This is a genomic window from Haloarchaeobius pelagicus (genome assembly GCF_051207375.1).
Taxonomy (GTDB): domain Archaea; phylum Halobacteriota; class Halobacteria; order Halobacteriales; family Natrialbaceae; genus Haloarchaeobius.
Window position 1 is genome coordinate 592,493 of sequence record NZ_JBPJZD010000003.1, and the last position, 23,428, is coordinate 615,920.

20 protein-coding genes are annotated in these 23,428 nt (G+C 63.6%); 9 read left to right on the plus strand and 11 right to left on the minus strand.

Features of this window, described 5'->3' with window-relative positions:
• Window positions 1-750 precede the first annotated feature (750 nt).
• The 3 genes from ACSC1S_RS20765 to ACSC1S_RS20770 all read right to left on the minus strand — a co-directional run bounded on the left by ACSC1S_RS20765 (window position 751) and on the right by ACSC1S_RS20770 (window position 4,024).
• Complete coding sequence (locus tag ACSC1S_RS20765; protein ID WP_435365984.1) at window positions 751-1,257, minus strand: hypothetical protein; 507 nt, start codon at window positions 1,255-1,257, stop codon at window positions 751-753.
• 78 nt (window positions 1,258-1,335) lie between these two features.
• Window positions 1,336-1,566 (minus strand): DUF8028 family protein, encoded by a 231-nt coding sequence (locus ACSC1S_RS21845; protein ID WP_492766636.1) that lies wholly within the window; start codon window positions 1,564-1,566, stop codon window positions 1,336-1,338.
• A 196-nt stretch (window positions 1,567-1,762) separates the two neighbouring features.
• Entirely contained in the window at window positions 1,763-4,024 is a 2,262-nt protein-coding gene (locus ACSC1S_RS20770) for a S8 family peptidase (RefSeq protein WP_435365985.1), read from the minus strand.
• A gap of 540 nt (window positions 4,025-4,564) precedes the next feature.
• Here ACSC1S_RS20770 and ACSC1S_RS20775 point away from each other — a divergent pair.
• Both ACSC1S_RS20775 and ACSC1S_RS20780 read left to right on the plus strand, forming a co-directional pair.
• Entirely contained in the window at window positions 4,565-4,876 is a 312-nt protein-coding gene (locus ACSC1S_RS20775) for a PadR family transcriptional regulator (RefSeq protein ID WP_261653043.1), read from the plus strand.
• A 665-nt stretch (window positions 4,877-5,541) separates the two neighbouring features.
• A complete protein-coding gene (locus ACSC1S_RS20780; RefSeq protein WP_261653044.1) occupies window positions 5,542-5,835 on the plus strand; it encodes a PadR family transcriptional regulator in 294 nt (97 codons plus the stop codon).
• 214 nt (window positions 5,836-6,049) lie between these two features.
• Here the strand turns inward: ACSC1S_RS20780 and ACSC1S_RS20785 are convergent, their stop codons facing one another.
• From ACSC1S_RS20785 to ACSC1S_RS20800, 4 genes are all read right to left on the minus strand, one after another.
• A complete protein-coding gene (locus ACSC1S_RS20785; protein ID WP_435365986.1) occupies window positions 6,050-8,509 on the minus strand; it encodes a DEAD/DEAH box helicase in 2,460 nt (819 codons plus the stop codon).
• A 79-nt stretch (window positions 8,510-8,588) separates the two neighbouring features.
• Window positions 8,589-10,025: a ribonuclease H-like domain-containing protein gene (locus ACSC1S_RS20790; RefSeq protein WP_435365987.1), complete on the minus strand. Its 1,437-nt coding sequence runs from the start codon at window positions 10,023-10,025 to the stop codon at window positions 8,589-8,591.
• Between the two features lie 12 nt (window positions 10,026-10,037).
• The gene (locus tag ACSC1S_RS20795) at window positions 10,038-10,754 is read right to left on the minus strand and encodes a class I SAM-dependent methyltransferase (RefSeq protein WP_435365988.1); all 717 of its coding nucleotides are present in this window, start codon (window positions 10,752-10,754) and stop codon (window positions 10,038-10,040) included.
• Window positions 10,755-11,019: 265 nt separating this feature from the next.
• The gene (locus ACSC1S_RS20800; RefSeq protein WP_435365989.1) at window positions 11,020-11,850 is read right to left on the minus strand and encodes a DICT sensory domain-containing protein; all 831 of its coding nucleotides are present in this window, start codon (window positions 11,848-11,850) and stop codon (window positions 11,020-11,022) included.
• 661 nt (window positions 11,851-12,511) lie between these two features.
• On the opposite strand from ACSC1S_RS20800, the gene ACSC1S_RS20805 reads away from it, so the two are divergent.
• The 3 genes from ACSC1S_RS20805 to ACSC1S_RS20815 all read left to right on the plus strand — a co-directional run bounded on the left by ACSC1S_RS20805 (window position 12,512) and on the right by ACSC1S_RS20815 (window position 15,957).
• On the plus strand, window positions 12,512-12,649 hold the full coding sequence (locus ACSC1S_RS20805; RefSeq protein WP_435365990.1) for a hypothetical protein: 138 nt from the start codon (window positions 12,512-12,514) through the stop codon (window positions 12,647-12,649).
• A gap of 741 nt (window positions 12,650-13,390) precedes the next feature.
• Window positions 13,391-14,593, plus strand: coding sequence for a Cdc6/Cdc18 family protein (locus ACSC1S_RS20810; protein ID WP_435320522.1), 1,203 nt, complete (start codon window positions 13,391-13,393; stop codon window positions 14,591-14,593).
• Between the two features lie 602 nt (window positions 14,594-15,195).
• Window positions 15,196-15,957 (plus strand): DUF7983 family protein, encoded by a 762-nt coding sequence (locus ACSC1S_RS20815; RefSeq protein WP_435365991.1) that lies wholly within the window; start codon window positions 15,196-15,198, stop codon window positions 15,955-15,957.
• A 123-nt stretch (window positions 15,958-16,080) separates the two neighbouring features.
• Here ACSC1S_RS20815 and ACSC1S_RS20820 read toward each other — a convergent pair whose 3' ends face one another.
• On the minus strand, window positions 16,081-17,019 hold the full coding sequence (locus tag ACSC1S_RS20820; protein WP_435365992.1) for a DUF7983 family protein: 939 nt from the start codon (window positions 17,017-17,019) through the stop codon (window positions 16,081-16,083).
• Window positions 17,020-17,108: 89 nt separating this feature from the next.
• Between ACSC1S_RS20820 and ACSC1S_RS20825 the strand changes: the two genes are divergently transcribed.
• Window positions 17,109-17,978 carry a universal stress protein gene (locus ACSC1S_RS20825; protein WP_435365993.1) on the plus strand — a complete coding sequence of 290 codons (870 nt, stop codon included), beginning with the start codon at window positions 17,109-17,111 and terminating at the stop codon, window positions 17,976-17,978.
• Between the two features lie 51 nt (window positions 17,979-18,029).
• Here ACSC1S_RS20825 and ACSC1S_RS20830 read toward each other — a convergent pair whose 3' ends face one another.
• Window positions 18,030-19,862 carry a PINc/VapC family ATPase gene (locus ACSC1S_RS20830; RefSeq protein WP_435365994.1) on the minus strand — a complete coding sequence of 611 codons (1,833 nt, stop codon included), beginning with the start codon at window positions 19,860-19,862 and terminating at the stop codon, window positions 18,030-18,032.
• 117 nt (window positions 19,863-19,979) lie between these two features.
• On the opposite strand from ACSC1S_RS20830, the gene ACSC1S_RS20835 reads away from it, so the two are divergent.
• A complete protein-coding gene (locus ACSC1S_RS20835; protein WP_435365995.1) occupies window positions 19,980-20,267 on the plus strand; it encodes a hypothetical protein in 288 nt (95 codons plus the stop codon).
• 196 nt (window positions 20,268-20,463) lie between these two features.
• On the opposite strand, the gene ACSC1S_RS20840 is transcribed toward ACSC1S_RS20835, so the two are convergent.
• Window positions 20,464-20,823 carry a winged helix-turn-helix transcriptional regulator gene (locus tag ACSC1S_RS20840; RefSeq protein ID WP_435365996.1) on the minus strand — a complete coding sequence of 120 codons (360 nt, stop codon included), beginning with the start codon at window positions 20,821-20,823 and terminating at the stop codon, window positions 20,464-20,466.
• A gap of 397 nt (window positions 20,824-21,220) precedes the next feature.
• On the opposite strand from ACSC1S_RS20840, the gene ACSC1S_RS20845 reads away from it, so the two are divergent.
• Both ACSC1S_RS20845 and ACSC1S_RS20850 read left to right on the plus strand, forming a co-directional pair.
• Window positions 21,221-21,922 carry a DUF4013 domain-containing protein gene (locus ACSC1S_RS20845; RefSeq protein ID WP_435365997.1) on the plus strand — a complete coding sequence of 234 codons (702 nt, stop codon included), beginning with the start codon at window positions 21,221-21,223 and terminating at the stop codon, window positions 21,920-21,922.
• Between the two features lie 236 nt (window positions 21,923-22,158).
• Window positions 22,159-22,548: a hypothetical protein gene (locus ACSC1S_RS20850; protein WP_435365998.1), complete on the plus strand. Its 390-nt coding sequence runs from the start codon at window positions 22,159-22,161 to the stop codon at window positions 22,546-22,548.
• Window positions 22,549-22,740: 192 nt separating this feature from the next.
• On the opposite strand, the gene ACSC1S_RS20855 is transcribed toward ACSC1S_RS20850, so the two are convergent.
• Window positions 22,741-23,400: a cob(I)yrinic acid a,c-diamide adenosyltransferase gene (locus tag ACSC1S_RS20855; RefSeq protein ID WP_435365999.1), complete on the minus strand. Its 660-nt coding sequence runs from the start codon at window positions 23,398-23,400 to the stop codon at window positions 22,741-22,743.
• Window positions 23,401-23,428: the final 28 nt, after the last annotated feature.

Below are 23,428 nucleotides of genomic sequence, written 5' to 3' on the forward strand. Positions count from 1 at the left end.
CAGCCTCGTGTCCGGTACTCCTCGGTGCGGAACCGGGTAGCCACACGGAGCGAGGCAGTCTCCGTGATGTTCGCCTCCGTCGCACCATCGACGCCGGTGACTGTCTCCCGAGACCCAGGCTGGCGCGGTTCGTCGTCGAGCGTGCGTCACAGGTCACCGTTCTGGTCGGTGCCCGGACAACCGTTGGCGACATTCTCGATAGCGAGGTCTGTGACACCGGGTTGGCTATCGACACCAGGTTCCCGACACGGCAGCTCCCGGTCCGTCACGTCGCGGGATGTCCCGGTCGCGAAATAGGGGTTCGTCCCGGTCGAGGCACTCGGGGGGGAACCGACGGTGGCTGCACTCGACCGTCGACGTTCGGTCCGAACCGTCCGACTCAGGCGGTCATCGACCCTGCGTAGAGAACTGCACTATCATCGTCGTCGACAGCGAACGCGGTCTCCCAGCGAACGCGGTCTCCCAGCGAACGCGGTCTCCGTATCACAGCACCCCCTGTCGCGTTGCTATCGCTCACAGCACCCCCTGTCGCGTTGCTGTCGCAGTCCGGGTTGGTCGACACGACGTCCTCCCGACGGTATCGATAGCTTGCTTCAGGGACACTGCGGTCGCGATTCGTGGCGGTGGGGTAATCGCATCACCACTATCGTGGTCGGAAACGGGCCTCGTAGAATCAGCTGAATCAACATGGACGCATACGTCGCTGGGTGGCGCGACGCAATCGAGAACGAGACAGCCAGCAGAAACAGCTCAGACGTCACCGATGAGCTTCGAGGACTCCTCCTCGCGGTTCATCGTGTAGACCAGCATGTACGTCCCGGCCATGACGAGCCCGTAGAGGACGTGGATGGTGAGCCCGGTCACGTCCAGGCTCGGGACTGCGGGGTCGGTGACCATGTTCATCGCGGAGAGCCAGACGGGCATCGCGAAGCCGGCCGCCAGGAACCAGAGCAGGATGCCGTAGGTCATCCCGAGCAGGCCCATCGCAAGCGTCGAGACGAGGAAGCGCCCCGCGGACGTGAACGTCAGCAGGAGGCCGAAGATTACCCCGAACACGACGCTTATCACCAGATGGACGGCCCACGCGGCCGCGAGCGAGTCCATTCCGACGAGCCCGGCGATGGTCGTCATCGTTCCGGTCGAATACTGCATCAACAGGCCCATCACGAACCCGCCGACCATGCCGGCGGCGACAGACTGTGCAATCGGCAGTTTCCTGTTGCGTAACTCCACCCATGCTGTGCGCTTGGAAGTCATAGATTCTCCTCGGTGGTACTAGTCGTCGCGGAAGTATAACCGGAGCAGTAACTCGCTCGAAAGGAGAGCGGGTACTGCTTACTGAAGCCCGTGTCTGTGGCCGAGCAAGAGTGCAACGACGTTCGCAGAGAGCATGCCACAGAACAGGACGAAACTCGTCGTCGAGGCGATACCGACGACGATGATGAAGACTAGCACAAAGGGCAACAAGATTGCGAGCCAGAACGCGGCCCACACGAGAACACGCGAAGGCGATAGCCGGTGGTAGGCGCGTTGGCGAACCCCCGGCGAATCGCTTCCTGATACCATCAACGTCTCACCGTACTCGGTCTGAGGGACGCCCCCCAACAACCCCGTGGGACTACCCCTCACACTGAACTATGCGCGGGACTGATTTAACCCGAACCTGTGCTCGACGTACTCGAATAACCCGCTCGTTACAGCAATAACGGCGTAACGCGCTCAAACAGCACAAAAAGAGAGAAGAGACGGATTCAGTCGGTCGTTACGCCGACGTCGTGAACTCCATCCGGTTGCTGAAGACCTCGTTGCCGTTGTTGTCGAAGGCGCGGATGACCGACACGTAGGTCGTGCTGGCCTCGAGCCCCCAGATCATCTCGTCGACCTCGCCAGGGGACCGGCGGGTGTCGGAGTCGTCGACCTCGAAGGTCCCAGCCTTGTTACCCTTGGCCCAGAACTGGAACTCGGTGTAGACCTCGTCGACACCGCTGTCGATGCGGGTGACCTCACCGCTGAGCTTGGCCGCGTAGGAGGTCGACCAGTCGGGCGTGTCGTTGATCGAGACTGCGAACGGTGCGTCGGGCTCCTCGGGTGCGTCACCCGTGGTGAAGGACGCTGCCGCGCCGGTGACCGAGGACGTGCCGTCGTCGGCGTAGGCCTCGAACTCGTAGCCGGTCGCGGCGTCGAGGCCGCTCACGTCGACCGAGAAGCTCCCGGTCGAGGACTGGCTGCCTGCGGAGGCGGACTGCTCGGTACCCGAGCGGTCGCCAGCGACCCAGTAGTTCACGCCGACGTCGGCGGAACCGCTCTCACCGAGGCTCGTGACCTCGCCCGAGAGGGTCGCACCGGAGTCCGAGACGTTGCTCGCGGAGCCGGTCTTGACGCCGAGCGACGGCGAGGTACCGGTCGTGAAGCGGACTTCGGAGCCGAAGTTCTCGTCCGTGCTCCAGTCGGGGTTCCCGTACGCCTGGACGACGTACGTGGTGTCGGCGCGCAGGTCGCTGATGGAGAGCGAGAACTCGCCCGTCGAGGTCTTCTCGCCGACCTCGCGGCGCTCGAGCGTCGCGTCCTTCATGCCCTCTGCCCACCAGTGGAAGCCGACGTCGGCCTCGTCGTGGTTCCCGAGGCTCTGCAGGTTTCCGGTGAGCGTCGCCGTGTTGTTCCCGATGTCAGAGACGGGCGCGGTGGTGACGCTGAGACCGGCGGTCGTGCTGAACTCGCGGGCGGAGCCGGTTACTTCCTCGTTGCTGGGGTTCACCGCGTACGCGAGGAACTGGTAGGTGACTCCCTTCGTCAGCCCAGTAACGGTCGCGTTGAAGGTGCCAGCGGCGCTTTGCGAGCCGACCTCGACGGTCTGCTCGGTGGCGCTGCGGTCGCCCTTCTGCCAGTACTTGAATCCGACCGTGGCGGAGTCCGCGCCGCCGAGGCCGGTCAGCTCGCCGTTCAGGGTCGCCTCGGTCGTGCCGAGGTCCGTGACGGAGCCGGTCTCGACCGCGAAGGTCGCGGGTTCGTCCGGCGGGCTGCCACCGCCACCGTCGCCGACTGCGGCCTCGACGTCGAGCAGGCCTGCACCCTGCTCGTTGTCGGCGAAGCCGAGGTCCTCTGCGGTGTCGGTCAGGCGCTTGCGCGTCTCGGACGCGCTGAGACCCTGGGCACGGAGGAGACCCGCGGCACCGGAGACGTGGGGGGTCGCCATCGACGTGCCGGAGTACTTCTGGTAGCCGCCGCCCTTGACACACGACAGGATGTCGCTGCCGGGCGCACACATCTCGACCTCGGGACCCGTCGAGGAGAAACTCGACATGGAGTCGTCGGAGGCCGTCGAGCCGATTGCCATCGACTCGGGGTAGGCACCGGGGTAGTGCACACAGTCCGTACACGGGCCTTCGTTCCCGGCGGCGGAGATGATGATGACGTCACGGTCCTGGGCGTACTGGAGTGCGTCGCGGATGGTCGAGGAGCCAGAGGAGGCACCCAGACTCATCGAGATGACGCCGTAGCCCTGGTCGGCTGCCCACTTGATGCCCTCTGCGACACCACTGGCGGAGCCCGAACCGGAGCCGGACAGAACCTTCACCGCGTGCAGGGTCGCGTTGGTCGAGACGCCCACGACACCCTCGCTGTTGTTCACCGCGTTCGCGATGCCGGCACAGTGCGTGCCGTGGCTGTGGTCGTCGTCCCAGTCCTCGACACAGTCGGTGCCGGAACAGTTCTCGACAGCGTAACCCTTCCCGAGGTTCGCCTCGAGGTCGGGGTGGTCGGCGTCGATACCGGTGTCGAGGATGGCGATGTGCGCACCCTCACCGGTCTGGCCGTTGTTGTGGACGACGTCGGCGTCGACACGGTCGATGCCCCACGGCTTGGTCTGTGCCAGCGCGTGGACGGCGATGTCCTCCTCGACGTATCTGATGTCGTTGTTCCGCTGGAGGCTCTTGACCGCTTCGTCCGAGAAGTTTCCGACGAGGACGTTGCCCTTGTCGGCAAAATCGAGCTCCTTCTCGACCGAATCCGCCTTCTTCTTCGCCACTTCGATTCCGAATAGAGATTTAGTTCCTACAACACGGCGTTTCCGTGTTGTATTCGCCTCTGCGGCGATCGCTGTACCAATACCTTCGGCGGCAACTACACCGCCGCCTATACTTTGCAGTATCCGTCGTCGCGAGATTCGCTTGCTGCTCATTTTGTGCTTGCACCGGTCACCCAGGGGGATTCGGGGACCGAGGTGTTTTGTCTCAGCTTGTCACTGAGCTACTCTGGGGTTATCAACCCGGATGTCTTAAGTCTATTTCACAGAAAGTCACATTTTCTGAAATAAGTTGGCCAAAAATCATATGTTACTGAGGAAATCGTGTCGCTTTAGCTAGTGATTTATAGACACCCATACGCGCACCTCTACTATATCGATAGAGAGGGTGTGCATTGGTAACAAGGGACTATTTTCGATAGGGCAGTCGTAACCACGCGTTAGGAACCGGGTGGTCCGCAGGTAATACGGGTACGATGCTGTTATTCGGTGGTCTGACACTGGGTAGGGTGCTAAATATACTTGTGACTAGTATCGAAGTGGATGCAAGATCTAAGTGGATTCCAGCGAGATCTCCTCTACGTTATCGCCAGTCTCGACCGGCCGCACGGTTTGGCCATCAAGCGAGAACTGGAGCGGTACTACGGCAAGCGCATCAACGAGGGCCGGTTGTATCCGAACCTCGATGTGCTCGTCGAAGAGGATCTCGTCCGGAAAGGACAGAAGGACCGCAGAACGAACTACTACGAGCTGACACGGACGGGAGTCGACGACCTGTTGGCGCGACACACCTGGGAGGAAACCAAACTAAAGAACGTGGCCGAGTTCGAAGGCAAGGAAGCAAAGACACAGTGAACGAGGACGTGTGGCGCGATACGTCGCCGCGCAGAGTCGCATCACTGCAGTGAACAACGGAGTCCTGGCAGTGGTCGGTCTGACCACCCCTGCTCGGGCTCTATTTCCGCATCCACGGCGTCCCAGCTGTTCCTCGATTCGATAGTCCCGACGGGCGAGTGTCGACCACGAAGAGAGAGCGAAACGGGTACGTCCGAGCCCGTAGTTCGTCAATCGTCGACCAAGAAGTTCGTGGGAACCTGCAACGGTAGCTAAATAGGTAACGAATAGACACAGTATTGCACAGGGTTGTTCATTGAACTACAGAGTTCGAAACAAAACTCGGTGTGTGGTTGATTTTGTAACGACGAATGTCGAAGAATCATCCGATTTCCCAACGGTTCCGAACCGAGGTCTTTTAAACCCCTCGCCCATGACGGTTGTGTAACCGGCCGTGCTGCCCCGCACGGCGCGCTCCTCCACGAGCAGGTCGGGACACCGCCACGGCCATCGAGTTCCATCTGATTCTCATATATCCATCCGCGATTACCTCTCCACGGAACTATTCAACTCCAGACAGACAAGAGTATCCTGAAACCGGTCAACGGAGATTATGATAATAGCAATCTGTGGAAATTGGCTCAACAATCAAAACACTCATTTCCCCCCGATACTTTTCCCCATTCATGTACGACCTGACTGGATTCCAGCGGGATCTGTTGTACGTCATCGCAGGGCTCGACGAACCCCACGGGCTCGCGATCAAGGATGAGCTCGAGAACTACTACGAATCAGAGATTCACCACGGGCGACTCTACCCCAACCTCGACACCCTCGTCGACAAGGGCCTCGTCGAGAAGGGTGAACTCGACCGTCGTACCAACTTCTACACGCTGACGCGCCGCGGTCGCCGCGAGATCGACGCGCGCCAGGAGTGGGAAGCGCAGTACCTCGACGAACTCGCACAGGCTGAAGCATAAGTCGTACATCCGGTCCCGCTGCCGACAGACAGCACGAGGGACCCGGTAACTCGCTTCAACTGACGAAGTGCGGCGCGCACGCGTCGCAAGGCACCCCCCGGCATTTTTCGGTGAACTCGCACCAGAGAGCTGTTGCTGTGGAAGCGAGTAGCCGTCTGAGAACCCTACACAGTCCACACGGTGTACACAGTGTAGAATGCCCAGACTGCGCTTGCTAGTTCTCTCCAGAGGCGGTCGTGCCTCCCAGTCTGGAGAGAAGTTCGGAGAGTACGTCGACTGCCGCGTCGGTGTGCAGCGGTTCGTTGTCGCTCCCGCACTGGCTGTCCATCACGCAGGACGGACAGCCGCGGGTCCCCTTGCAGGCACAGCCGTCGATGCGGTTCCGGGTGGTCGTCGCGAGCGTCTCGACCACCTCGTAGATGGCCTTCGAGAAGCCCAATCCACCGGAGACGCCGTCGTAGATGAACCAGGTCGGTTTCCCCGTCTCGGGGTGCTGGCTGACCGAGAGCCCGCCGAGGTCCGACTTGTCCATCCGGAGTTCGAGCGGGGCGAGTTTTATCATCCCGTGCTCCGCGGCGTGGAGACCGCCCATGAATATCTGGTCGACCTCTGAGCCGGGCAGGTCGTCGACGGTCTGTGCCTCCCGGTCGGCATCAGCGTCGTCATCGTCGTCGCCGTCCCCGAAGACGACGCGCTCGACACACGCCTCGCGCATCCCCTGGGGAAGTTCGACCCACATGAGCTGGGTCCGCATCGAGAGGGGGCCGAGGCCGGTCGGCCGCAGTGGCTGGGTGATCTCGCCGGATTCGATGTCTCGGCGGCGGAAGTGACTGTAGTGGACGTCTACCAGTCCAGTGCCCCAGCAGACCCGCCAGCCGTCACCGAGGTCGCGCGAGCGCTCTTCCTCGAGGTCGTGGATGTCGATGTCCGAGAGCGTCTCGGAGTACTCGTTCGTGTGGACCGACTGCAGTTCGACGTATGGGTTGGGACGGTCCTCCTCGAAGGCGACGACTTCGTACTCGACCCCCGAGTGGAGGACGAGCGCGCCCTTGTGGAACTCGCGGTAGGCCCGCTCCTTGTCGATCGGCTCCATGTCGATGTCGCCGTCGCGCCGGCGCACGTCGAACTGCGTCCCGCCGGTGTTGTACATCGAGATGTCCATCTGCGGGCGCGGTCCACCGTTGTAGGTGACGCCATGGTCGAGGTCGCCGACGAGTTCGCCGACGTCCTTGAACATCTCGACGGCGCGGTCGAGGCGCTCGCCGTCGAACCACTGGCGGTCCTCGGTCGTGAGGGGAAGCTCGTGGGCGGCACACCGGACGTGCTGGGCGTACACCGGGTTGTTCTCGAGGCCGACCACGGCGTCCTCGACGTTGTCGCCCAGCAGGTACGCCGGTTCGTCGAGGATGTACTGGTCGATGGCGTCGGCCCGGGCGACGAGTACGGAGAGCGCGTCGGAATCACCCCGGCCGGAGCGCCCGAGTTGCTGCCAGAACGACTGCCTGGTTCCCGGGTAGCCGGTCAGGACGGTCGCGTCGACGCTCCCGATGTCGATGCCGAGTTCCAGGGCGTTTGTCGAGATGACCGCGTCGAGGCTGCCGGACTTGAGTTCGTACTCGGTGCCGCGCCGGGTCTGCTTGCCATGGCCGGCGTGGTACGGTTCGACCGAGAGGTAGCCCGACAGCGGGTGCTTTCGGGCCGCGTTGACGGCCTGCTTCGCGCCGATTTCGGTCCCCTGCCGTGAGCGTGTGAACGTCAGGGTCTGGATGCCGTGCAGGCCGAGGTGGGCCGTGAGCGACGCTGCCTGGTCGCCGGCACTGGCCCGGGCCTGCTTGTACTCCTCCAGGTCGGCGTCTTCAGGCAAGGAATCGGTGTCCAGCGGCGGGTTCCAGAACACGATGTCTCGGCGGCCGTGCGGGCTGCCGTCCTCGGCGACGACCGAGAACGGTGCGCCGGTGAGGCGCTCGGAGTGCTCGGCCGGGTTCCCGATGGTCGCGCTCGTGCAGACGAGTTGCGGGTCACTGTCGGTGTGGTCGAGCACGCGCCGGAGCCGTCTGATGGTCCAGGCGACGTGCATCCCGTGGACACCGGTGTAGGTGTGGGACTCGTCGACGACGAGGAGCGAGCAGTCGGAATAGAAGTCGTGCCAGCGCCGGTGGTGACCGAGGTAGACGTTCACGCCGGCGAAGTTCGTGATTACGACGTCGGCGTTCTCGCGGATGTGCTTGCGCCGGTCCTGTGGCGTGTCCCCGTCGTACACCGCGACGGTCAGGTCGAGCCCGAGGTCGTCGAACAGGTCCGAGAGCTGCTGTTCCTGGTCGCGAGAGAGCGCCTTGGTGGGGTAGACGAGCAGAGCGGTAGAATCTGGGTCGTCAAGGTAGTTCCGGGCTATCTGCAGGGCGTACACCCACGTCTTTCCGGAGGAAGTGGAGGTCGCCACGCAGACGTTCTCCCCGTCGGCGAGCCGGTCCAGCGCCTCAGCCTGGTGGGTGTACGGGTCGAAGGGGAGTCGCCGGGCGAGCTGTGGGCGGAGCACCTCGCCGGCAGGGACGCGCTGGGCCTCCCGGGCATCCTGGGTCGCGACGTGGACGATCTGGTCGTCGTATCGTGGGAAGGAGTCCGCCAGGGTTCGGCCGGTGATGGGCAGGTCGCGCTGTGGCGTGTCGGAACTCATCGGGAGTGGTTGTCGGGTCTTGGCCGCGCTGTGCCTTCAACGCTCGCACGCTGGGTAGGGCCGGTGAGTCACACGTCGTCTACCAGTCCGAGAGCGACCCTTGAGTGCCAGTGTCACGAGACTCGGAGCGACCGGTTCCAGCGAGTCGGTTCGCGTCAGCGAGCGCGTCGTAGATGTGCGCGAGTGCCCGGACGTCGTCCTCGCAGTAGGCTTCGAACGACTCCCACTCGGGTACAGACTCGTCGGGGGCCGCCACCCACTCGCGGTAGCGCCGGGCGACCGTCGCCCCGGTCAGCCCGGTTTCGTCCCCGGGCCAGCCGAGCGCCGCTGCCACGTCTTCCAGCCGGTTCGTCAGACCCGGGAGGACCGCGTTCCCGTCTTTGACTGCCCACCGGTACGGGTCGAAGCGGTAGGTCGAGGTCCAGACGTCGCGGTATCCCGGGCAGTGTTCGACGACCTGGTCGTGGATGGCCCCGAAGTCGAAGTTCCAGCCGTTGTAGGCCACGACCGGCCGGCCCCGGGCGTTCGCGGCCAGCCAGGACATGAACGCCTCGATGGGTTCGCCCGGGGCGTCAGGGTCGCGCTGGCGGAAGCTCATGTAGTTCCCCGTGGTCGGGTCGAGGACCCCGATGAGCCAGATGACGCTGGGTGCGAGGCCGTCGGTCTCCACGTCGATGAACACCGGCTCGCCGTCGGGGAGCGACGCATCGCCAGTTCGCACGACGTGACCGTCGACCATCGCGGTGGCCGTGTCGACGACGCTTCCGGCGACCGATTGCCCGAACCCATCGAGTTCCGCGAGGTCGTCCGGCGCGGCCGCCGCCACCTCCTCGCGGGTTCGATAGCCGGCTCGGCGGAGCGCCTTCGCCCGGGTCTCGCCGACGCCCGAAAGTGCGCGCAGCCCCAGTCGGCTGGTCGAGAGCGTCTTGACCGAGACGGTCCCGTCGGGGTACAGGTCAAGACAGGCGACCGCGTCGTCGTCTGCAGTCCCCGCGCCGTGGACGGTCAGGTCCTCTCCGCCTGAACCCGCCCCCTCCCACTCTCGTCGGTAGTCACTGGGGAGCCCCCCGGAGATGTGGGTGTACGAGCCAGAGACACCGGCAAGGGCGGCTTCGTACGCCTCGCGGCCCTCCAGGGTGGCCGAGAGCGTGGTCGTATCGACCGACACGTCGAGCAGGTTGCTCACGACGTAGGTCTCCGTCGTGGGGTCGATGTCGCCTGCGCGCTCGCGCTCCGGAAGCGTCGCAAGCGTCTCGTGGTCGGGGGCAACGAAGAGGTCGACACCGCCGACCACGCAGGGGCCTCCCTCGTGAGAGGGGTCACCCGGAATCAACAGCGGCCGGTCGTCAGCAGTAACGACCAGTGCCGCCTGTGCGCGCCGGTCCGGCGACTCGCCGGTGAGGAACACCGCATCGGGGTCGAAGTGCTCGAAGGGGTCCCGCAGGGCGTCGTCGGGAGCGTCGGCGACGAATCGCGGCGGGAGCGCCAGCACCCGGGCCGGGTCGGCACGCGGCATGTGCGACAGTCGTCACGCCGTCGGCAAGAGGGTATCGACGGCGGTCCGGAATCGAGCGGAAAGCGAGTCGAGTGCGCCCCGCGGTTTCTCGCCGGTGGGTCTGCGGACGAACCGGCCACGGACGAACGGTGTCACCAGCGGGAGTGAGGAGTCCAGGCGCTCGAACTCGACGGTCTCGAACCGGTCGTCCGCGAGCAGTCGGTCACCACTGTCTCGGTCGAGGTGACACCCCGCGGCGACCCGTTTCCACACCGGCGTCGCGGCCGACTGCAGCGAGCCTTTCGCGCCCGACGCGTGGACGTGTTCGAGGATGCGTAGCTCACCACCGGGTTTCAGTACGCGCGCCAGTTCGTCGATGCTCGCATCGAGGTCGCCGACCGTACACAGCACCAGCGAGACGACGGCCACGTCGACGGAGTCGTCCTCGAAGGGCAGCGATTCCGCGCCGGCATCGTAGATGGTCACGTTCAGCCCGCAGTCCCTGGCGCGTGATGCGGCCCGCCGGCGCATGTGGCGATCCGGCTCGATGGCGGAGAAGGTCTTGGCAGTGCTCCCGTCGGTCTGTGCCGAGGCGTAGTACGGAAACATCGCTCCGGTCCCGGTTCCGACGTCGAGGACGTGGCCGTGGAGGTCACTCGCCAGCCATTCGCGGTGCGGGGCGAACGACGCCTCCGCTGGCTTCGTCAGGGGGTCGTAGACCGCGGCGAACAGTGGATGGTCGTCGCTCATCTCGGAGTCGTGTTGACCTACGGGCCCTGGGGATAAAACACACCAGCAATGCTTGTGGTAGCTGTCACACCAACAACTCCAGCGAGAGACACAACACTCGCAACTCCAGCGAGAGCCACAACACTCGCAACTCCAGCGAGAGCCACAACACTCCCAACTCCAGCGAGAGCCACAACACTCCCAACTCCAGTGATAGCGACAACACTCCCAACTCCAGTGATAGCGACAACACCCGCAACTCCAGCGATGGCTGTCGATGCGGTCGCTATCCCGCGGTTCGGGTATCGGGCTGGAATCGCGTCGCGACGTAGTCGGACACGTCGGCCACGCGGTCGGAATCGAAGGTCCAGAAACCCTCCCACTCGTTCCGCCCCGTCTCGTAGCAGACGAGGGCGGCGTTCTCGGATGGGTCCGCCGCGTGTTCGTAGATGACGAACCACGACCGAAGGAGTTCTTCGTCTCCCGCCGTGCCGTGTGCGCGAATCGAAGACCCGGCGGCGGGCGACCAGTTCGGAATCCCGTAGATGTGGACGTCGAGCCCCGTCGAGGCGAGCTGGTCGTACACGTCACGGGTCCCGCGCTCGTCGTTGATGCGCGAGAGTTTCTGGAATCCGGAGTGGACGGTTCCGGCACCGGCCCGCCAGGCGCGTGCCTCGATGTACCGCGACATCTCGATGAGGAGGAACTTCTGCTTGCGGGTGTCGGGGTACCCGACCACGGAGAACGGGGTGTCGGCGAGTGCGACCAGCGCATCGGGTGTCTCGACCTCGTCGATGGCCCGCGACCCGGAGATGTACGTATCCGAGTTCACGAACAACACCGCGTTTCCGATGGAATCCAGTGAGGAGAACCCACTATCGCCGGATTCGACCTGTTCACCGTCCTCTCCGACACGGTCTCTATCGACCTGCCCACCGTCCACGAGAACTCTATCGGAGGTGAGGTCCGTTTCGTCGGTTGACTCCGTGACGCTCACCGGTTGGCCCTCGAAGAGGTCCTCGAGCATACCCTGCACCAGGTCGACCTCGGTCCGGTTCACGACGGTCAGCGTTCGGTCTGTCTCGCCAAGGTCGTGAATGAACTCGAGGAGACTCATGGAATATCGTCTGGAACCTGAGATAATAAGCATTCTCGCTAAACTGACTATCTTTCCAGACACGCAGTCCACGAGTTCTGTCGTGTGGGCACACCTCGTTTCCGGTGAAAACGGCCCGCGCTTCGACGGTGGATTGGCTGCAGGATGGTCGTGGATAGAGACACCACGTTTCCGGTGAATCTCGCAAGATCGAGTCACCGGAGTCGTGGGGGTTGGGTCACGTTCCTGGAACGCTGTCCTGCAACGCTGGGTGTCACACACACATGGTCTCGGTGCACACCGGGTTTCCGGTGAAACTGCGGACTGCTCGGTCGCCGAGGCACACACCGGGTTTCCGGTGAAATTTGCGAATGCTGCCGGGTCGAGACAGAAGAAAGAATCGAGACGACGGTCCAGGACGTCGGTCGTCATCGTGTGAGGAGGCTAGGGAATCACTTGGACTCGAAATCGGAGCTGGAGTCGGAGTTAGAACCGGAGCAAGGGTCGGAGATGAGGTTGTGGATGTCCTCGCCTGCTAACCGCTGCTAGACACGGGAGACAGACACCACGTTTCCGGTGAAACGCGGTGCGAAAGAGGCCGCCCGAAGGTGACGGTGCGTGGATCGTTCGTTAGGGCGGTCGATAGCAACAGCAAACCCACAACGCACTGGGCCGAATAGCGATGGAGTCACACACCTCGTTTCCGGTGAAATCGGTCACGGAGAAGCTGTTCAGCGGTCTGTTCGAAACGGTCGACTGGGTCGTCCCACAGTTCAACCCCAGTGATGCTGACGCCGGTGGCGGACGACTCGGAGAATGACCGAGAGGGTGGTGAGTGGACAGGTGTGTTGGCGGGGTAGTTTGAGCCGGCACACACACACCACGTTTCCGGTGAAACAGTGTTTGAGAGGGGGGCTGGGGGGCTAGGGCCGGCTCTCAAACTGTCGTCTTTTAGTTGCTTTACTAGGATAGATTTATATAGTATGCTATCGAAAAGTCCACTGATTGACTCGCAAACTAGATAGGTGAGCTATGCTCGCCGGGTCGGAGGGCGACGACAATCGAAACGGGGGTTCTACTGCAACCGAGTAATCTACTGCAACCGGGTAGTTCAGTTGAGCAGTTTGAAACAGTCTTCTCGTCTCGATTCGGGCCCACTCTTCCTGTTTCATCTCTCCTTCCCCGTGTTAGTCCGCTCCCTGTTGTCGTTCACCCAGAAGGTCTCCACAACGAGGAGATGGTCTCCACCACGAGGATGATCTCCGACACGAGCGGCCTCTGGCCCGAGTTCTGTGACGAACGAACTCTACCCCATACCCTTTCACGGGATTTCACCGGAAACGTGGTGTGTGTCTCTGCACACCGACCCCGGCGCCGCACCCGGGTAACATCACACAACCACCGTTTCCACTGCACCCCTCCCCACCCTCTCGACCCATTTCACCGGAAACCCGGTGTGTGTGTCTCACCGCTCACCACCCACCCTCGACTGCCCTGAATCTCGCGACGGGCATTGGGAAACAGCCAAGTCGTTTCACCGGAAACGTGGTGTCCAAGCAAGATGACGAACGCGGATGACCTATTCGTCCGGGAGGACGCCATATTCGCCAACAAGGAACTCCTCGAGATCAATCACCTGCCGGACGAGGGTCGCATCGTCGGCAGGGACGAGGAGATCTCGAACCTCGCCAACGCGGTCAACCCGGCTATCTTCGGCCAGAGCCCGAGTAACGTGCTCATCTTCGGGAAGACCGGGACCGGGAAGTCGCTGTGTGCCAAGTACGTCTCGAACCGGCTCACCGAGACCGCGGGTGAGGAGGGAGTCAACGCGGAGTACGCCTACGTCGACTGCGCGCAGGACTCGACCGAGACCCAGGCAGTCCAGACCATCGCGAAGTCGCTGAACGAGCCCGACGAGACCGACATCACCATCCCCGACAAGGGAATCAGCACCTCGACGTACTACAAGCGACTCTGGGTCATCCTGGACCAGCTCTACGACGTCTCCCTCGTCATCCTCGACGAGATCGACAAACTCGACAACGACGACATCCTGATGCAGCTCTCTCGCGCCGGTGAGGCGGGCAAGATTACCAACTGCAAGATCGGCGTCATCGGCATCAGTAACAAGATCAAGTACAAGGACCGGATGGACGAGCGCGTCAAATCCAGCCTCTGCGAGCGCGAGTACGTGTTCCCACCGTACGACGCCTCCCAGCTCCGCGAGATCATGAACGCGCGTCGCGACGCGTTCAAGAAAGGCGTGCTCGCCGACGGGGTCATCCCCCGGGCTGCCGCCCTCGCGGCACGCGAACACGGTGACGCCCGCAAGGCCATCGACATGCTCCGGTACGCTGGCGAAATCGCCCAGTCGAAGGGTGCGGAGACCGTTCAGGAGGGGTATGTGACGGAGGCTCGCGAACGCGCCGAGACCGACCGGTTCCGTGAGCTCATCCGGGGGTCGACGCCGCACTCGCGGTACACACTCCAGGCGCTGACCGTGCTCTCACTGAACGAACCCGACGAGGGTGGCTTCCGGACCACACGTATCTACGACATGTACGAGCAGATCTGCCGACAGGCCGGGACCTCTGCGCTCTCGCTCCGGCGCGTTCGCGACCTTCTGAAGGAGCACGCGTTCCTCGACATCATCGAACAGTCCCGCCACAGCGGGGGTAGTGCGGAGGGGAGCTACACCGAGCACCAGCTACTCGAGGACCCGGAGGTCCTGCGCAAGGTGCTGACCGAGACCGAAGAAGAGTAGCCACTCGCCAATCTGTTCGTCTTCCACTCGTCCCTGCGGCTGAACTTTCGTTCGTCTCCCGGTCGTCCTTCGGGATGTTCTTCGACGGCACGGCAGCCGTTCGACAGTGACCGAATCCGGGTCACATGCGGGAGGTCGTTTTCGGGAGGTCGTTTTCGGGAGGTCGTTTTCGGGAGGTTGTTTCACCGGAAACGAGGTGTGCGGGCCGCGGGGGACATCAGGCGAATCAGAAGGATACGACTACACGACAAGACGTCCGGGTCGCGTTTCTGAGCGCTCACCTCGCTCTCTCGATTCGAACCGCCGCCTTGGGGTTTCCGTGGCCGTTTCACCGGAAACGAGGTGTGGCCGGGAGGTCTTTCCTTTTCGAGACAGTTTCCGCAATAGCCGACCCGGGATTCCACCGGAAACACGGTGTCTACGGACCAGCGAGGCCGTAGTCACGGTTCCACCGGAAACGCGGTGTGTACACCGGTCGGTACCGCTTCACACGACGGAACCCCCAGCCCTCCTGGTACCGGGTGCGATTCCACCGGAAACCCGGTGTCCCCCGGCCGTCGTCGACGGGTCTTTGTCGGTGGGTCGCGAGGGTTCCACCGAGCATGGATGCGTCCCAGGAGGTCGAGTGTCCGGTCGAAGAGTGCTCGTACAGTGATGCGCCGGCACTGGTGGCGACGCACGTCTCCAGTACTCACGACGGGGACCACGACTGGGCGGTCCTCCCCTACGACGGCGCGAGGGAGTTCATCGAGGCGGACAGGTCGGCCGAAGCCGAGACTGGCGAGGCAGGCGGGACGGAACGTGAGGCAGTCGGCTCGGAACGTGAGGTAGGTGGACGAGGTGATGATAGCGGTCCAGCTGGCCACGGTCGTGACGAAGAGCCCGCGGAACTGGACGATGAATTCGTTGCGGTCGCCAGGGCACTGGCGGAACTCCTGGAGCGTCGGGACCTCACGACACTGGATGACGCGAGCGGTCGTGACCTCGTCGACCTGTACGCGCTTTTCTCGGAACTCGAAGGAGCTGCGGGAACTGCCAGAAAGCAGGTCCGCGACGCCCTCCTCCCGCAGGTCCCTGCGGACGGAACGCTCTCGAGTGAGTGTGGCGAGGTCGCCCGCTCGACCCGAGAACGCCGAACACTCCGCGACGAAGAAACCGTGCTGACCGCGCTTGCGACCGCCGGCGTCTCGCCACAGGAGGTCATGGGGGTCGATTCCGAGAAGGTCGAGGAAGTGGTCGAATCAGCCGACATCGACCCCTCCGAGGTGTTCGAAGTCGAGCGGACGACCTACGTCAGGAAGGCCGGCGTGAACGAGGGAGCGCTGGCGCGATTGCTCGAAGCCCAGAAAGACGAACGTGAGTAACCCCCGAGGACTCGAGACGGCGAGTACGTGAGTGCCTGGGCGAACGGGGTGTCCGACAGAACGTGATTAATAGCGGCCAAACGCGTGAGGAAGAGGCGTGTGACCACGGTTTTCGTGACGCTGTCAGCCGGCGGCGAGTAGTTCGTCCAGCCGGGACTCCAGTTCGGCGATCTCCTCACGAAGCGCGTCTGCCTCTGCGGACTGCAGGACGGCGATCCTATCTTCGATACCCTGTAACCGGGTCTGTTTCTTCGCGGATTCCGTGACGGTCTTCTGGACGTATTCGAGCGGCTCGATATCGTAGACGTCTTCCTCCTCGATATCGGTTGCCGCGACGACGACGTCGAGCTTGTCTGGAACGACCCCGAGTACCCACTTCCGGGGCACGTCGTGTTTATCCAGTTCGGAGAGGATCCTGTCCTCTCTCTTGAGGGAGCGTGCCTTGCGGCGCACCCGTGTGACCGTCCCGAACGGTCCGTGGAGCCGGTCTTCTGGCCCGATGTGGCCGAGCAGGGTCTCTCCGACCGCCTTTCGGAGGTCGTTCGCCCCGTGCTGGACGTCCGAGAGGAGGACGTAGAGGTCGACGAGGTCGTTGTCCGGAATCGTCTGGAACTCTGCGTCCTCGAACCGGTCGAGCATATCTGCGAGCAAGAGGGTGTCGTCGTGGACACGTTCGATGGGGATCCGGACCTCCCAGCGCGGGCGCAGGAACGGTGTGTCGGTGTGTTCGCCTTCCTCGGACTCGCGGAGGGCGTCGGCCTGCTCGTCGTACACGTATTTGGGCGAGAGGCTCAACACGGCGACGTACGGTTCGACACCTCGCGGGAGGTCGGCCAACGCGATGGCCGCGTCCTCGGTACCGAGTCGGTCGTAGAGCACCGAGAACTGGTCCCTGGTGAGGGATTGCCGGTCGTCGGAGTCGAGGAACGACACGACGAGGCGCGTCGAATCGACGGATTCGATCGTGAACGGCCGCTCCGAGTTCGGTGTTACGAGGACGGTATCCGGGTCGAGTCCCTCACAGGTCTTCGAAAGCTCCTGCCACACGTCTGCGAATACCATGAGGGACGTAGGGGGCGAGACGGAAAGAACGTGCTGCTGGTGGGGTTCGACCCTCCAGTTAAGTTGCCTGTGGGAGATGGTACCTAGAGATGTTCGACAGTATCCTCATCGGGACTGATGGCGCTGACGGAACGCGAAGCGCAATCGCTCACGGACTGGGTCTGGCTGACACGTACGGGGCGACCGTCCACGCCCTATCCGTCGTCGACACAAGCGCCCTCGCACTCGACGATGACGGATACGACGACGGTCACGCGACCGATGTCCTTCGACAGCGAAGCAACCGTGCTGTCGAAGATATCGAGCGGCAGGCGACGGACCGTGGTCTGGATGTCGTCCCCGCTGTCGCCGCGGGCAGGCCAGCCAGACAGATACTCAGGTATGCTGACGAGCACGACGTTGACCTTATCGTGATGGGGACGCGCGGGCGGAAAGGGCTCGCGAGACACGTGATGGGGAGTGTTGCTGAATCCGTCATCAGTCGGTCGACCCACCCCGTCCTGACCTCCAGGGCGACGGTGACGCCGGTCGACCCGGTGTACGACGACATCCTCCTCCCGACGGACGGCAGTGCGCAGGCCGCCCGCGTGGCGGAGCACACCTTCGACATCGCCGCGCACTACGATGCCACGGTCCACGTGTTCTCGGTCATCGACAGTTCACTCATCCAGTCACAGGAGTTGCTCGCGTCACTCGAATCCGAATCGGAGCAGGCGGTGTCGGAGATGAAAGCACGGGGCAAACAGGCCGGTGCCGACGTGGTCACCCGGGTCTGGCGGGGCGAACCAGACCGCTGTATCACGACGTACGCCGAAGCGAAGGACATCGACCTCATCACGATGGGAACACACAACAGACGGGGGCTGGACCGGTTCCTCACGGCAACGGTCACCGAGCGCGTCTTGCGGCGGGCTCCCTGTCCGGTGTTCTCTCTCCGCAGGGAGTCGAACAAGCCCTGACCCGCTCTCGACGGACGCTCAGAAGACTCTCGACCGGCTCTCGACCGACTCTCACCACCGGACGCTGATATGCCGACCATCGTCGATGGCGGTTTCAAGGCGTTCGCCAACGTCGCTCCCGCGTGAAACACGAATCTCGCCCTCACGACCCGCGGTCGCGGTCAGCAGGTAGGTGTCGTCGACGAAGACGCTGGCGGTCTCACCGGTGGGGACCGGCGTCGGGAGGATGACGTGATGGGGGGTGAACTCGGGCGAGACGGCCGTCTGGGTCTCGCTCTCGTCGGCCTCGACGGCGTCTTTCGGGCCTGGCCACTCCTCGTGGGTCCGGACGTCGATGTCGATGCCGAGGCGGTCCTCGACGGCCCTGATCCGGTCTCCACCGGTGCCGATGACGGCGGCGATGTCGCTCGAATCGACGTAGACGACGGCGCGGTCGTCGGACGGGAGGTCGACCACGACGTGGCCACGGGCCATCGACCGTATCTCGCGTTCTATCTCGCGCCTGGCGAGTCGAGAGACACCCGTCTCTGGCTCGGGTTCGCCGGCGATCGGGACCGTGACGACCTGGCGGCTGAACAGGTAGAGCTCGTACGCCAGTGCTTCGGTCTCGAAGTCACGGACCGTGATGACGGGACGGGTGAGGTCCGCCGAGGTCATGCCTTCGGGCAGTTTGACCTCGGTTTCGATGTCGTAGACGGTCTCGATGCGCCCGTCCTCGACGTAGACGACGGTATCGACGATCTGTGGAATCATCCCGAACTCGATTCGGCCGACGAGGCGCTGGAGGGCGTCGATGGCCCGGGAGGCGTGGACGACGCCGACCATGCCGACGCCGGCGAGGCGCATGTCCGCGAACACCCGGAAGTCACTGGTCTTCCTGACCTCGTCGAAGACGGTGTAGTCCGGGCGGACCAACAGCAGGGAGTCGGCGGTCTTGTCCATGCTGCCGCCGAGGGCGGTGTACTGCGTGATTTCCGGCCCGACCTGGAGGTCGCGGGGTTTCTCCATCGTCTTTACGACGAAGTCGTTCTCCGCGAGGAACGTCGCGATGGCCTGTGCGAGCGTGGACTTCCCCGCACCGGGCGAGCCAGCGACGAGGACTCCCCGCTGGCGCTCCAGCAGCCGGGCTTCCAGCTCCTCGGCGTGTTCGTACTCGTCGAGGGAGGTCTTGACCAGCGCGCGAACCGCGGTTATCTCCCAGTCGTCACTGAACGGCGGACGGGCGATGGCGATGCGGTACGGCCCGAACTGGACGATCTGCATCCCCGGCTCGTCTATCTCGACGAACGCGTCGTCGCTGCGGCGAGCGCCATCGAGGATGTCGTGGGCGTACTCCCGGACCGCCTCGGCGGTCAGTTCGTCGTCGCCGATGGGGCCGTAGTGCATCTCGCCCACGTGGCCGCGTTTCGCCATCGGGCAGACACCGGCCTTGAGGTGGACGCTCATCGTCTGGTCGTCGAAGAACTGGGTGATCGGGAGCGCGAACGTCGGGACGTACGGCTGGACGTACTCGACGGTGATTCCCCGGGCTTCGGCGACCCTGGCCTGGACGCGGTCGCTGGTGAACAGGAGCGCGTCGTAGTCGGCCGCGACCTTCCTGATGATCGCGTCGTTCGTTCCGCTGTAGCTGCTGCCACGACCGCTTTCGGCCGGTGGCGAATCGACGTACTGGAACTCGATGCGGCCCTGGTCGGCAAGTTCGGCCAGCCGGTCGAGCTCGTCGAGGCCGTCCCAGCCGGTGTCTTTCCCCCGGTTTGCTTGCGATTCGAGTTCGTCGACGACGATGCCGGGAACGAACACGGCGACGTCTGCGAAGGCACCAGTTTCGACGCGGTCGGAGACTCGACCGTCGACGACCACGCTCGTGTCTGGAACGACGTTCATACTCGTAGATACGTCGTGCGTGAGGATATCCTGCGTGCTAGTGGTCCGGTTGGGAGGAATCGACATGCCGGGACTGGCTCGGGACTTTTACCAAGGGGGGGTGTGTAGAGTCGCGGTATGACCGACGACGTTCCGGCCGAAGTCCAGAAGTTAGCCGCGAAGATGGCATCCGAGTACGTGCAGTCCGAGTACGAGATCGCCCGCGCCCTGGCGCAGGCGGGCTCGCCGCTCACGCTCGAGGAACTGGTCGAGGAGACGGGGTACACAGACCGGACGGTGGAGAAACGCCTCGGAACGCTTGAGGACCGACTCGGCGGCGAGCCGCTTATCACTCGTGACGGGGAGGGCAACCCGAAACTGCACCCGATTCTCGCCCAGGCCATCAAGAACAGGGCCGACGACTAGCGCCGAACAGGGGGCCAGAGAAGGCCACTACTGGCTGTGGATGTGATGAGCCGTGACAGCGTGTGGCGGCCTCTGCAGCGTGTGGCGGCTTCTGTAGCGTATGGCGGGCCTCTGAGCGTGTGGCAGTCTCTGTGGCGGCTCGGGGTGGGCTGTGCGGCCTGTGGTGCCCGTCTGACGCCTGCCGCGGGAGTCCCGGTCAGTCCTCGGGTTCGACCAGGTGTTCATTCCCCCACTCCGCCATCTCCATGATGATGGCTTCCATCGAGTGACCACGTTCCGTGAGGGAGTAATGGACACGGAACGGTTTCTCACTGATGACCTCGCGCGAGACGAGCGTCTTGTCTTCGAGGTCGTCGAGGCTGTCAGAGAGCACCTTGCTCGAGATACCGTCGACGTCCTCTTTCAGGGCGTTGAACCCGAGCGGGCCGTCGTTCAGGAGTCGGTGGATGATGACGGGATGCCACTTCTTGCCGATGAGCGAGGCCGTCGTCGTGACGGGACACCAGTCCTCGCCGGCACACCAGACCTCGAGTTTCCCTGCTTCTGATTCCTCCATAACCTCCTATTCGAGTTCGTATTGTAAGTAGGTTACTGGCAGAAACCCTACCTGGTTGCCGGGTTCGAGATGATTCGAGCGCGTCGAGAAGCTCGTCCGGGGTCGGGCGGTCGGCACCCTCACCGGCGTTGTGCAGTTCGATGTCGTCCGTTTCGAGACTCATGCGACAGGGTGAGGCGAACGTGGGATTACGGATTCAGGGCTCTGGCGAGGGTGACACACGAGTCGCGAAGCTTGAAGTACAGCTGCCCGACCGGTGTCTCAGAAACAGGTGACTGTGGGCCTGAAACATCAATATCTCGTCGTTGAGAGAGATATACACAGCCGACCTATACTACACGTTGGTCGTCGGTTTCGTGACGGTAACACCGCCACAACCTGGCCAGCGGAGCCCACCATGTTAACAGAGGCACTCACGTACATCCGTCGCACCGAAAACCCGACACGCACCGTCCTCATCGGGACCTTACTCACCATGCTCGGGTTCCTCATCGTCCCGTTGTTCATGGTCCTCGGATTCGCCGTCAGGGTCGTCCGGGCTGCCCAGACGGACGACGAACCGCCGGTCTGGGAAGACTGGAAGGAACTGACCGTCGACGGGGTGAAGATGTTCGCGATAGCGCTCGCGTACACGCTGATTCCGATACTGCTCTTACTCGTCGGCATCGGAACCGCGTCGATCACCATCGACCCGGAGACGGGTGCGGCTACCTTCCAGAGTTTCACCGCGCTCTCGATCGCGACGTTGACGCTCTCTGCCGTCATCTCGCTGGCCGTCGCGTACGTCTTGCCCATCGGAATCGCGCACTTCGCCGAGACGGGCCGCATCGGTGATGCGTTCAAGTTCGGCCAGTTCAAGTCGGCCGCGACGAACTCGACGTACGCCATCGCGTGGCTGCTCGCCGTCGCGGTGAACATCGTCGGTGGTGCCGTCCTCGGCGCGGTCGCAATCGTCCCGCTGCTCGGCTTCTTCCTGGCCGCAGCGCTCGCGTTCTACCTGAACGTGGTCACCTGGTACATCTACGGTCGCGGTATCGGTCTCTCGGAGGGGCTCCCGCAGCGCCCCGAACCAGAGGACATCTCCGGGCCGGCGGTCTGACCTCCCGCCGACCGACGATTTTCTGAACGAGCACCACTCACCGTGCCGATGCGACAGCGGACGCCAGGGCGGCGAATCGGTCACCTGGATGCTCCACAGGGAGACGAGACGACACCGTCGTCGCCAGGTGGCTGAAGCCGATGCTGACGAGCTGGGTTGCTGGGCTGGGACGGCGCACCGGTATCCGCGACAGTAGTTACCCCACGATTGAAATACGTCCGGCTCGTGGGGTAACTATGGCCGACGACCCGTCCGAACCGCCTGCAGACCGTCCCGATGTACCCGCGCTCCCGGCGTACGTTCTGGACCCACTGGAGAACCAGTCCCCGGAGCGTCTGGAGGCGATCGCGTCCTACGCGAGAGCCCTGGCTGGGTGGAAACGACAGGCGCAGGACAGCGATGCAGCCGAGCGAAGGGAGTCGGAATCGGTCGACGAGGCGGACGTGACTGCCCTGGCCGAGCGCGGCATCTCGACCGACCCGGCCGACTACGATGCGGTCCCGACGCAGGGCGCGTACATCACAATCAAGGAGACGAAGCCGGGATACCGGTACTACTACTGGCAGTGGCGAGACGGCGACAGCTGGAAGAATCGCTACATCGGTCCGGTCGAATCGACGGAGTGAGCAGGCGAGAGCCAACCGGTCTCGGTCGGCCATCGGGGACCAGTGTCCACTCGCTGCTCAGTGTCGTACCCGGGCGGAACCCTCCCCCTTCGTGGTGGGTCTGCACCGGGTGCCGGAGTGCCCGGAATCGGGGCACCAGTAGCTACAGCGAATACAGGGTTAATTACTGTGCATGATTTCCAATGGTTTCTCTCAGTACTCGGTGCCCTTCCGGGCGGACTGGCCGGCCTCGATGGGGTGTTTCACCTTGCGGACGTTGGTCACCAGGTCCGCAGCATCGACGAGCCAGCTGGGGTCCTCGTGGCCACCGGTGAGGACGAGTTCGAGGGAGTCGGGTGCCGAATCGAGGAGGTCGAGAATCGCGTCGGTGTCGATGAGCCCACGGTTCCCCGCGTACACGATCTCGTCGAGGATGAGCATGTGGACGCCGGTCTCGGGCTCGGCGTCGAGCGGAATCGGCGCGGAGAGGTCGGCAGCTGCGCAGGCGTCGACGATGTTCTGGGCACGGTCGAGGCCGGCCCGCGCCTGTGCGGCGTGGTCGTCCTCGTCGGAGCCGTCGCGAAAGCCGTGCCAGCCGTAGTGGCCGGTGTTCTCGTAGGAGAAGCCGGGGAGCGCGTCGATTGCGCGGTACTCGCCAGGCGCGTCGTCGATGCTGTCGGCACCACCTTTCATGAACTGGAGCATGTGGACGCGAAAGCCACGACCTGCGGCCCGGAGGCCCATCCCCATCGCGGCTGTCGTTTTTCCCTTGCCGTCGCCCCAGAACACCTGGACGAGCCCGAATTCGGTCGGGGCTGCCGGAACGATGGCGTCTCCCGCCTCGCTGTCGTCGGTGGGTTTCGTGTCGGTCATCTGTCCCGCTATAGGACCCCACCCCTAT

What these genes read in the sequence shown, in the direction of transcription:
- ACSC1S_RS20765 (WP_435365984.1), bottom strand. Translation starts at nt 1,257, where the DNA reads ATGACTTCCAAGCGCACAGCATGGGTGGAGTTACGCAACAGGAAACTG.
- ACSC1S_RS21845 (WP_492766636.1), bottom strand. Translation starts at nt 1,566, where the DNA reads ATGGTATCAGGAAGCGATTCGCCGGGGGTTCGCCAACGCGCCTACCAC.
- ACSC1S_RS20775 (WP_261653043.1), top strand. Translation starts at nt 4,565, where the DNA reads ATGCAAGATCTAAGTGGATTCCAGCGAGATCTCCTCTACGTTATCGCC.
- ACSC1S_RS20780 (WP_261653044.1), top strand. Translation starts at nt 5,542, where the DNA reads ATGTACGACCTGACTGGATTCCAGCGGGATCTGTTGTACGTCATCGCA.
- ACSC1S_RS20785 (WP_435365986.1), bottom strand. Translation starts at nt 8,509, where the DNA reads ATGAGTTCCGACACGCCACAGCGCGACCTGCCCATCACCGGCCGAACC.
- ACSC1S_RS20790 (WP_435365987.1), bottom strand. Translation starts at nt 10,025, where the DNA reads ATGCCGCGTGCCGACCCGGCCCGGGTGCTGGCGCTCCCGCCGCGATTC.
- ACSC1S_RS20795 (WP_435365988.1), bottom strand. Translation starts at nt 10,754, where the DNA reads ATGAGCGACGACCATCCACTGTTCGCCGCGGTCTACGACCCCCTGACG.
- ACSC1S_RS20800 (WP_435365989.1), bottom strand. Translation starts at nt 11,850, where the DNA reads ATGAGTCTCCTCGAGTTCATTCACGACCTTGGCGAGACAGACCGAACG.
- ACSC1S_RS20805 (WP_435365990.1), top strand. Translation starts at nt 12,512, where the DNA reads ATGGAGTCACACACCTCGTTTCCGGTGAAATCGGTCACGGAGAAGCTG.
- ACSC1S_RS20810 (WP_435320522.1), top strand. Translation starts at nt 13,391, where the DNA reads ATGACGAACGCGGATGACCTATTCGTCCGGGAGGACGCCATATTCGCC.
- ACSC1S_RS20815 (WP_435365991.1), top strand. Translation starts at nt 15,196, where the DNA reads ATGGATGCGTCCCAGGAGGTCGAGTGTCCGGTCGAAGAGTGCTCGTAC.
- ACSC1S_RS20820 (WP_435365992.1), bottom strand. Translation starts at nt 17,019, where the DNA reads ATGGTATTCGCAGACGTGTGGCAGGAGCTTTCGAAGACCTGTGAGGGA.
- ACSC1S_RS20825 (WP_435365993.1), top strand. Translation starts at nt 17,109, where the DNA reads ATGTTCGACAGTATCCTCATCGGGACTGATGGCGCTGACGGAACGCGA.
- ACSC1S_RS20830 (WP_435365994.1), bottom strand. Translation starts at nt 19,862, where the DNA reads ATGAACGTCGTTCCAGACACGAGCGTGGTCGTCGACGGTCGAGTCTCC.
- ACSC1S_RS20835 (WP_435365995.1), top strand. Translation starts at nt 19,980, where the DNA reads ATGACCGACGACGTTCCGGCCGAAGTCCAGAAGTTAGCCGCGAAGATG.
- ACSC1S_RS20840 (WP_435365996.1), bottom strand. Translation starts at nt 20,823, where the DNA reads ATGGAGGAATCAGAAGCAGGGAAACTCGAGGTCTGGTGTGCCGGCGAG.
- ACSC1S_RS20845 (WP_435365997.1), top strand. Translation starts at nt 21,221, where the DNA reads ATGTTAACAGAGGCACTCACGTACATCCGTCGCACCGAAAACCCGACA.
- ACSC1S_RS20850 (WP_435365998.1), top strand. Translation starts at nt 22,159, where the DNA reads ATGGCCGACGACCCGTCCGAACCGCCTGCAGACCGTCCCGATGTACCC.
- ACSC1S_RS20855 (WP_435365999.1), bottom strand. Translation starts at nt 23,400, where the DNA reads ATGACCGACACGAAACCCACCGACGACAGCGAGGCGGGAGACGCCATC.